An 8,268-nucleotide genomic window follows, 5' to 3' on the forward strand; every position below is an offset into this window, starting at 1 on the left:
ATGCTCCCCGCCGGTTCGCGGCGGTCTTTCTTGGACCAGGTCAGCCTAGTCCGGGTCCTGCCCCGGTCAACCCTTGGCCCCAGGCTGGGACAATGGCTTCAGCGGCGCCGGCACGCCGGGCGGCAGCGGCACCTGGGCGACGTTCAGGATCATCGCCACGGCCACGTAGTAGCCGCTGACGCCGAGCAGGTCGACGACGCCCTGCTCGCCGAAGCGCTCCCGCGCCGCCGCATAGGTGGCGTCCGAGACGGCATGGGTCTCGTGCAGCTCGGCGCAGAAGTCGTAGATGATGGTCTGGTCCCGGTCCATGCCCTCCGGCCGCCGCCCCTCGGCAATGGCCTCGGCGATGGCGGGCGGCAGCCCGGCCTTCATCGCCAGCAGGTGGTGCGCGTACCACTCGAACTGCGCCGACCATGTCCGCGCCGCAACGAGGATCGCCAGCTCGTTCAGCGCCGTCGGGATGGAGCTGTTGAAGCGGAGATACTCGCCAACCTTCTGGAAGCGGTCGGCGAGCTCCGGGCTGCGCAGCAGGGCGGGGAAGGGCCCGCGCAGCCCGCCCCGCGGCCCGCCCGCGATGCCGGCGGCGACGCGCCGCTGCGCCTCGGTCAGCCGGTCCTCCGGGATGGGCGGCAGGCGCCCGCTGCTTCCGTCATCGGGTGGGATTGCCGCATCGGACGCCATCGTGACTTTTCCTCCGCCCATTGCTCGGGCAGGGAGCATCGCCGCCTCGCTGCGGCCCGGCAACTTCCCCTATGCCGGGGCCGCGGGCGTGGCTAGCTTCGGGGCAACAGGGAAAAGCGGCTGGAGGGACTTCTTGGCCTATGCATTGCAGCAGCTGATCAACGGGATCAGCCTGGGGATGATCTACGGCCTGATCGCGGTAGGCTACACCATGGTCTACGGCATCATCGGCATGATCAATTTCGCGCATGGCGACGTATTCATGATCGGCGCCTTCCTGTCGCTGATCGCGGTGCTGCTGCTCTCGATGGGCGGGGTGATGGGCGGGCCGGCCGGCATCATCCTGGTGCTGCTCCTCTCGGTCGTCGTCACCGGCGTCTATGGCTGGGCGATCGAGCGCGTGGCCTACCGGCCGCTGCGCGGCAGCTTCCGCCTGGCGCCGCTGATCTCCGCCATCGGCATCTCCATCGTCCTGCAGAACTACGTCCAGGTCAGCCAGGGCGCGCGGGTGAAGCCGATGGACACGCTGATCCCCGGCGGCGTCGAGGTGATGCAGGAAGGCGGCTTCGTCGTCCAGTTCGCCTATACGCAGATGCTGATCATCGGCGTGACGCTCGCCGTGCTCGCCGTCTTCACCATATTGGTGACGCGGACGCCGCTCGGCCGCGCCATGCGCGCCTGCGAGCAGGACCGCAAGATGGCCTCCCTCCTCGGCATCGACACCGACAAGACCATCAGCCTCACCTTCGTCATCGGCGCGGCGCTCGCCTCGGTCGCCGGGACCATGTACCTGCTGCGCTACGGCGTAATCGACTTCTTCATCGGCTTCCTGGCGGGCGTGAAGGCCTTCACCGCGGCGGTGCTCGGCGGCATCGGCTCGTTGCCCGGTGCCGTTCTCGGCGGGCTGCTGATCGGCCTCATAGAGACCTTCTGGTCCGCCTATTTCAGCGTGCAGTACAAGGATGTCGCCGCCTTCTCGATCCTCGTCCTCACGCTGATCTTCCTGCCTACCGGGCTGCTCGGCCGGCAGGAGGTGGAGAAGGTATGAGGCTCCAGCTTGCCCTGAAGGATGCGCTGACCGGGGCCGTGGTCGCCGCCCTGCTCTTCGTCCCGCTCGTCGCCCTGCGCACCGATATCGGCGAGGGCGGCGGCCTCACGCTCCGCTATCGCTGGAGCGATGCCGCGATCCTCATCGGCCTCGTCTTCATCGGCCGCCTGGCGCTGGTGCTCTGGACCGGGCGCACGGGCCTCCGCCCCAGCACCTCCGCCGGACCCTGGACGCGGCGGCTGCAGCAGGCGGGGCGGCTCGCGGCGCCGGCCTTCCTCGCCCTCGCCCTCGTGCTACCGGCGATCCCGGGCATCGACCGCTACTGGCTCGACCTCGGCATCCTGGTGCTGACCTATGTGATGCTCGGCTGGGGGCTCAACATCGTGGTCGGCCTCGCCGGGCTGCTCGACCTCGGCTATGTCGCCTTCTATGCGGTCGGAGCCTATTCCTACGCGCTGCTGGCGCAGTATTTCGGGCTCTCCTTCTGGGTCTGCCTGCCGCTGGCTGGCATCCTCGCCGCCTTCTGGGGCGTGCTGCTCGGCTTCCCGGTGCTCAGGCTGCGCGGCGACTACCTCGCCATCGTGACGCTGGCCTTCGGCGAGATCATCCGCGTGGTGCTGCTCAACTGGGTGAGCCTGACGGGCGGGCCGAACGGCATCAGCGGCATCCCGCGTCCCTCCTTCTTCGGCCTGCCCTTCAGCATGTCGGGCGGCGAGGGCACCTTCGCCGGCTTCTTCGGGCTGGAGCCGTCATCGGTCCACCGCGTCATCTTCCTCTACTACCTGATCCTGGCACTCGCCCTGCTGACCAATTGGGTGACGATCCGGCTGCGCCGCCAGCCGCTCGGCCGCGCCTGGGAGGCGCTGCGCGAGGACGAGATCGCCTGCCGGGCCCTCGGCATCAACGTCACCATCACCAAGCTCACCGCCTTCGCCTTGGGCGCCATGTTCGGCGGCTTCGCCGGCGCCTTCTTCGCCACGCGCCAAGCCTTCATCAGCCCGGAGAGCTTCACCTTCATCGAGAGCGCCATCATCCTGGCGATCGTCGTGCTCGGCGGGCTCGGCAGCCAGATCGGCGTCGCCGTCGCGGCGCTGGTGCTGATCGGCGGGACGGAGGTGTTCCGCGACCTGCAGGAGTGGCGGATGCTGGTCTTCGGCGGCGCCATGGTCGTCATCATGGTGCTGCGGCCCCGCGGCCTTGTGGGGACGCGCACGCCCTCCATCGCGCTCGGCAAGCGACGAGCGATCGACGGCAAGCTCGTCGGGGAGGGGCACGGATGAGTGCCGCATCGGAGCGGGGCGGCAATCCCCCGAGCCAGAACAACCCCATCCTCGAGGTGCAGGGCCTCACCATGCGCTTCGGTGGCCTCACCGCCGTCTCCGGCGTCTCCTTCGCCGCAGGCATCGGGGAGATCACGGCGCTGATCGGGCCGAACGGCGCCGGCAAGACGACGCTCTTCAACTGCGTCACCGGCTTTTACCGGCCGAGCGACGGCATCATCCGCCTGCACAAGCCGGGCGCGTTGCCGACCGAGTTGCAGCGCCTGGCCGGGCACCGGATCGCCCGTGCCGGCGTCGCCCGCACCTTCCAGAACATCCGCCTCTTCCCCGGCATGACGGCGCTGGAGAACCTGCTGATCGCGCAGCACAACACGCTGATGGCCTCGACCGGCTGGGGCATCGGCGCGGTGCTCGGCCTGTCGCACTACCCCAAGGCGGAGCGGCAGGCGGTGGAGCTGGCGAAGCGCTGGCTCGCCGCCACCAACCTGATGGACCGCGCCGACGACCCGGCCGGCGCCCTGCCCTATGGCCAGCAGCGCCGGCTGGAGATCGCCCGCGCCATGTGCACGGAGCCGGCCCTGCTTTGCCTGGACGAGCCCGCCGCCGGCCTCAACCCGCGCGAGTCGGACGAGCTGGCGCGGCTGCTGCTCGACATCCGGGGGGAGGGCACCTCCATCCTGCTGATCGAGCATGACATGGGCGTCGTCATGCGCATCAGCGACCGCGTCGTGGTGCTCGACCATGGCGTGCTGATCGCCGACGGCACGCCGGCCGAGGTGCGCGGCAACGCCAAGGTCATCGCCGCCTATCTCGGCGAGGACGAGGAGGAGGTCCCCGCTTCCGATGGCCGCAGGGCGGAGCCGCAGGCGAGCACCGTAGGGCTGCATCGGAACGGCAGCAGCACATGACCACGCCCCTCCTCGAAGTCGATTGCGTCTCCGCCAGCTACGGCGCGGTGCAGGCGCTCTCCGATGTCTCGCTCCAGGTCATGCCCGGCGAGATCGTCACGCTGATCGGCGCCAACGGCGCCGGCAAGTCGACGCTGCTGATGACCATCTGCGGCTCGCCCAGCCCGCGGGCCGGGCGCATCGTCCTCGGCGGCGAGGACATCACCGGCGAGCCGACGCACCTCACCATGCGCCGCGGCGTCGCCCAGTCGCCGGAGGGGCGGCGCATCTTCCCGCGCATGACGGTCCACGAGAACCTGCTGATGGGCGCCCAGGCGCTCGTCAAGGGCGACCCGACGCCGCAGCTCGAGCAGGTCTTCACCCTCTTCCCCCGCCTCAAGGAGCGGATCGGCCAGCGCGGCGGCACCCTCTCGGGCGGCGAGCAGCAGATGCTGGCGATCGGCCGGGCGCTGATGTCGAAGCCACGCCTGCTGCTGCTGGACGAGCCCTCGCTCGGCCTCGCGCCGCTCATCGTGCGGCAGATCTTCGGCGCCATCCGCCAGCTCAACGAGAGCACGGGCCTTACCGTGCTGCTGGTCGAGCAGAACGCCAACCAGGCGCTCCGCCTCGCCCATCGCGGCTATGTCCTGGTCAACGGGCGGATCACCATGGAGGGCGGCGGGCACGAGCTGCTGGCCCGGCCGGAGATCCGCGACGCCTATCTCGGCGGGGGCCACGGCTAGAAGATTGGAGCGGCCGGGTTCATTCGCCTAACATCGCCAGCAAGCTGCCCCGAGGGCAGCGGCATCGACAGGGAAAGCACGACCATGCTCAATCGTAGGGGACTTATCGCCGGCACCGCCGGCATCGCGCTGGCCGGCCCGGCCCTGATCCGCCCGGCCTTCGCCCAGGGCAGCGGGCCGATCCGCATCGCCTGCGCCGGGCCGATGACCGGCTCCAACGCCGCCGCCGGCGAGCAGATGCGGATCGGCGCCCAGCAGGTGGCCGCCGACATGAACGCCAAGGGCGGCGTGCTCGGCCGCCAGCTCGCCCTCGAGATCGCCGACGATGCCTGCGACCCGCGCCAGGCCGTCTCGGTGGCCAACCAGCTCTCCGGCCGCAAGGTAGCGATGGTCGCAGGCCACTACTGCTCCGGCAGCTCCATCCCCGCCAGCAAGGTCTATGCCGAGGAGGGCGTGCTGCAGATCAGCCCGGCCAGCACCAACCCGAAATTCACCGACGACGGCGCCTGGAACACCTTCCGCGTCTGCGGCCGGGACGACCAGCAGGGCCAGATCGCCGGCACCTATATCGCCAAGACCTATCCCGGCAAGAAGGTGGCGATCCTCCACGACAACCAGGCCTACGGGAAGGGCCTGGCCGACGAGACCAAGAAGGCGCTGAACGCCGGCGGCGTGCAGGAGACCATCTACGCCGCCTACAACCCGGGCGAGCGCGACTATAACGCCCTCGTCTCCCGCCTGAAGAGCGCCGGCGTCGAGGTGATGTATATCGGCGGCTACTACACCGAGGCCGGCCTCATCCTCCGCCAGGCCAAGGAGCAGGGGATGAACGTGACGATGATCGGCGGCGACGCCCTCGTCACCAAGGACTTCTGGCAGATCACCGGCGCCGCCGGCGAGGGCACGCTGATGACCTTCAGCAGCGACCCGCGGAAGCGCGCCAGCGCCGCCTCGGTCGTGCAGTCCTTCAAGGCGAAGAACATCGATCCGGAGGGCTACGTCCTCTACACCTATGCCGCGGTGCAGATCTGGGCGGCCGCCGCGGCCAAGGTCAACAGCATCGACGCCAAGAAGGTCGCCGACGCGATGAAGGCGAGCGGGCCGTGGCAGACCGTGCTCGGCGACATCGCCTTCGACAGGAAGGGCGATGTCACCGTACCGGATTACGTTTTCTATGTCTGGAAGAACGGCGACTATTCGCAGGTTTAGGACTTGAATTGGGTCCCTCCGGGGGCCCATTTTCCCCCTTAGTCGTCAACAACCGAAAGGAGGTGATCCAGTGTCTCATTGCCATACGCCGCGTGCCCTGCCTGCGGCCTGGATCATCGTCACCGCCACTGCGGAGATGGCTTCCTGAGCCCTGCCTGAGGCCGGCAACGGCTGACGCAATGGAAAGGCCTGGGTGGGAAACCGCCCAGGCCTTTCGCATGTCCGGCCTGGTCGTTTTTGGTTAACCGAGACTGGGTATCACAGGAATGCTGGGAAAGCCTATCGTTCCGGCTGTGGACAGAACGCGCGGTAGCAACCATAAATAGCAACTACCTTCATTGATTGAACCCGGAGTTCGGTTGCGATGTCCTTCCCCAGCTGGTTCGGTCCTGGTTGGCGGCATGGCGTGGTGGTGGGTGTCCTTTGCGCCTTGCTCGGCCTCGCCGGCTCCGCCCTGCTGCTGCGGTCCGAACGGAACCGGCTGGTCGGGCAGGACGGCGTCCGTCTAGCCGATTTCGCCGGGGTGATGGCGCAGCGGCTCGACTCTGGCCTCGCCGACTGGGCTCATGATGTGGGCCTGCTGGCCCGTTTCGAGGCCCTGGAGCGCCAGCCGCCCGAGCCCGCCCTGGCCCGCCGCCTGCTCGAGGATCTGAAGGCCCGCTCTCCCACCTTCTCCTGGATCGGCTTCACCGGCGTCGATGGCCGCGTCATCGCCGCGACCGGCGGGCTGCTGGAGGGCGCCGACGTCTCCGCCCGCCCCTGGTTCCGCCCCGGCCTGGCCGGCCTGCATCTCGGCGATGTCCATCCCGCGGTCATGCTGGCCAAGCTGCTGCCGGAGGAGGAAGGCGGCGGCGCGGATGCCTATTTCGTCGATGCCGCCGCTCCCGTGCATGTGGCCGATGGCACGCTCATCGGCGTTGTCTCGGGCCATCTCACCTGGCGCTGGGCGGAGGCGGTGCGGCGGGAGATGACGGCCCTCGCCCCCTGGCAGCCCGCGCCGGTGCTGCGCGTGCTGGGCGCCGATGGGCTGGTGCTGCTCGGCCCCGAGGCCGAGCGTGGGAAGCCCTGGCCGGCGGAGCGCCCCGGCGATGGCTGGCGCGAGGCGAGCCTGCCCGGCCAGGCGCCCGCCATCCTGGGCTATGGCCGGGCGGAGGGCGCGGCGGACCGGCCCGATCTTGGCTGGGTGGTGGTGGCACAGCGCGACCGTGCTACGGTGCTCGCCCCGCTCTGGTCCTTCGGCCTTTGGCTCGGCGTCGGCACGCTCGGCATCGCCGCGATGGGCGGCGCGCTGGCCGGTCTCCATGCCGGGCGCATGGGCTCCACCATCCAGCGGGTGCTCGGCGGCAGCGGCGATGTGGGCCGCCGGCTCGAGCAGCTCCGCGACCAGGCCTGGCGGGACCCGCCGACCGGCCTGCTCAACCGCGCCGGCTTCGCCGCCTGGCAGCAGGCGCTGCCGCCGATCGACCAGGGCTGCGCCGTCGTCGCCCTGGACCTCGACGGCTTCAAGCCGATCAACGACACCCATGGCCATGCAGCCGGCGACGACGTGCTGCGCGGCATCGGCGCCTGGTTCCTGCAGAACTTGCGCGGCGAGGATGCGGCGGTGCGCCTCGGCGGCGACGAATTCCTGCTCTGCCTCGTGGGCCCGCCCGACAAGGCGGAGGCCGCGGCGCGCGAGGTCGGCGCAAGGCTGAACTTCATGCTGCGCGAGGGCGTGCCGACCGAGGCCGGCCGCCTCCGCCTGGGTTGCAGCCTCGGCGTGGCGCTGATGCCGCGGGATGCGACGCAGATGGAGCAGGTGGTCGCCAAGGCCGATGCGGCGCTCTACGTGGCAAAGCGGCACAAGGTCCCGCTGGCGGCGGCCTAGGGCAAGCTTCTATCAGGTGGAAACATTTGACCGGAGGTATTTGCTCGACGAGACAATGAACTAGTGCAGCGTCCGTGCGCCGGGCGAACGGAGGCCGCTCCAGGCGTCAGCGCCGGGCCAGCACCGCCACCACCTGCGCCCGCAGCCATTCCTCGGCCGGGTCGTGGTCGAGGGCGGTGCGCCAGGCCATCCGCATGACGGAATCGGGCGACTCGAAGGGCAGCGGGTCGACTGCCAGCCCGCCGCCGGCCTCGGGCGCCATCAGCGCCTCCACCAGCGCATCGGAAACGGTGCAGAGCAGCTCCGTCCCCAGCAGCACCTGCCGCAGCAGGCCGAATTCCGGCACGCCGAGCACCACCCGCCGGCTCCGCCCCAGCCGCTCCAGCGCTGCGTCGGCGAAGCCGCTGAGGTCGCCCCGCGGCGTCACCAGCACATGCGGCCGCGCGCAGTAGCCCTCCAGCTCGACCGGCGGCGAGTTCGCGCAGCGCAGCACCTGGATGTCAAGCGACACCGGAAACGCCCCCCTTGGCGCCATGAAATCGCCCCCCCTGGT

Annotated in this window: 8 protein-coding genes; 6 read left to right on the plus strand and 2 right to left on the minus strand. The window is 69.9% G+C overall.

The genetic code is table 11. The features are described 5' to 3' along the window. Positions 1-66: 66 nt before the first annotated feature. On the minus strand, positions 67-681 hold the full coding sequence (locus AC5JJ1_RS24685; protein ID WP_495787769.1) for a carboxymuconolactone decarboxylase family protein: 615 nt from the start codon (positions 679-681) through the stop codon (positions 67-69). Between the two features lie 133 nt (positions 682-814). Here AC5JJ1_RS24685 and AC5JJ1_RS24690 point away from each other — a divergent pair, with 133 nt between their 5' ends. The 6 genes from AC5JJ1_RS24690 to AC5JJ1_RS24715 all read left to right on the plus strand — a co-directional run bounded on the left by AC5JJ1_RS24690 (position 815) and on the right by AC5JJ1_RS24715 (position 7,715). Then, on the plus strand, positions 815-1,729 hold the full coding sequence (locus tag AC5JJ1_RS24690; RefSeq protein ID WP_495787770.1) for an ABC transporter permease subunit: 915 nt from the start codon (positions 815-817) through the stop codon (positions 1,727-1,729). Continuing rightward, positions 1,726-3,009: a high-affinity branched-chain amino acid ABC transporter permease LivM gene (livM, locus tag AC5JJ1_RS24695; RefSeq protein ID WP_495787771.1), complete on the plus strand. Its 1,284-nt coding sequence runs from the start codon at positions 1,726-1,728 to the stop codon at positions 3,007-3,009. Before AC5JJ1_RS24690 ends, livM begins: the two co-directional genes overlap by 4 nt. Next, positions 3,006-3,917 (plus strand): ABC transporter ATP-binding protein, encoded by a 912-nt coding sequence (locus AC5JJ1_RS24700; protein WP_495787772.1) that lies wholly within the window; start codon positions 3,006-3,008, stop codon positions 3,915-3,917. Before livM ends, AC5JJ1_RS24700 begins: the two co-directional genes overlap by 4 nt. Continuing rightward, positions 3,914-4,639, plus strand: coding sequence for an ABC transporter ATP-binding protein (locus AC5JJ1_RS24705; RefSeq protein ID WP_495787773.1), 726 nt, complete (start codon positions 3,914-3,916; stop codon positions 4,637-4,639). Before AC5JJ1_RS24700 ends, AC5JJ1_RS24705 begins: the two co-directional genes overlap by 4 nt. Before the next feature lie 84 nt (positions 4,640-4,723). Beyond that, positions 4,724-5,848 (plus strand): branched-chain amino acid ABC transporter substrate-binding protein, encoded by a 1,125-nt coding sequence (locus AC5JJ1_RS24710; RefSeq protein WP_495787774.1) that lies wholly within the window; start codon positions 4,724-4,726, stop codon positions 5,846-5,848. Between the two features lie 364 nt (positions 5,849-6,212). Then, positions 6,213-7,715, plus strand: a complete 1,503-nt coding sequence (locus AC5JJ1_RS24715; RefSeq protein WP_495787775.1) for a sensor domain-containing diguanylate cyclase — start codon at positions 6,213-6,215, stop codon at positions 7,713-7,715. Between the two features lie 106 nt (positions 7,716-7,821). Here AC5JJ1_RS24715 and AC5JJ1_RS24720 read toward each other — a convergent pair. Continuing rightward, the coding region (locus AC5JJ1_RS24720; RefSeq protein WP_495787776.1) for a LysR substrate-binding domain-containing protein at positions 7,822-8,268 on the minus strand (447 nt) is incomplete at its 5' end.

Source organism: Belnapia sp. (assembly GCF_059504005.1).

Bases quoted from the DNA above. Each gene is read 5' to 3' on its own strand.
- AC5JJ1_RS24685 (WP_495787769.1), bottom strand. From the start codon at position 681: ATGGCGTCCGATGCGGCAATCCCACCCGATGACGGAAGCAGCGGGCGC.
- livM (WP_495787771.1), top strand. From the start codon at position 1,726: ATGAGGCTCCAGCTTGCCCTGAAGGATGCGCTGACCGGGGCCGTGGTC.
- AC5JJ1_RS24700 (WP_495787772.1), top strand. From the start codon at position 3,006: ATGAGTGCCGCATCGGAGCGGGGCGGCAATCCCCCGAGCCAGAACAAC.
- AC5JJ1_RS24705 (WP_495787773.1), top strand. From the start codon at position 3,914: ATGACCACGCCCCTCCTCGAAGTCGATTGCGTCTCCGCCAGCTACGGC.
- AC5JJ1_RS24710 (WP_495787774.1), top strand. From the start codon at position 4,724: ATGCTCAATCGTAGGGGACTTATCGCCGGCACCGCCGGCATCGCGCTG.
- AC5JJ1_RS24715 (WP_495787775.1), top strand. From the start codon at position 6,213: ATGTCCTTCCCCAGCTGGTTCGGTCCTGGTTGGCGGCATGGCGTGGTG.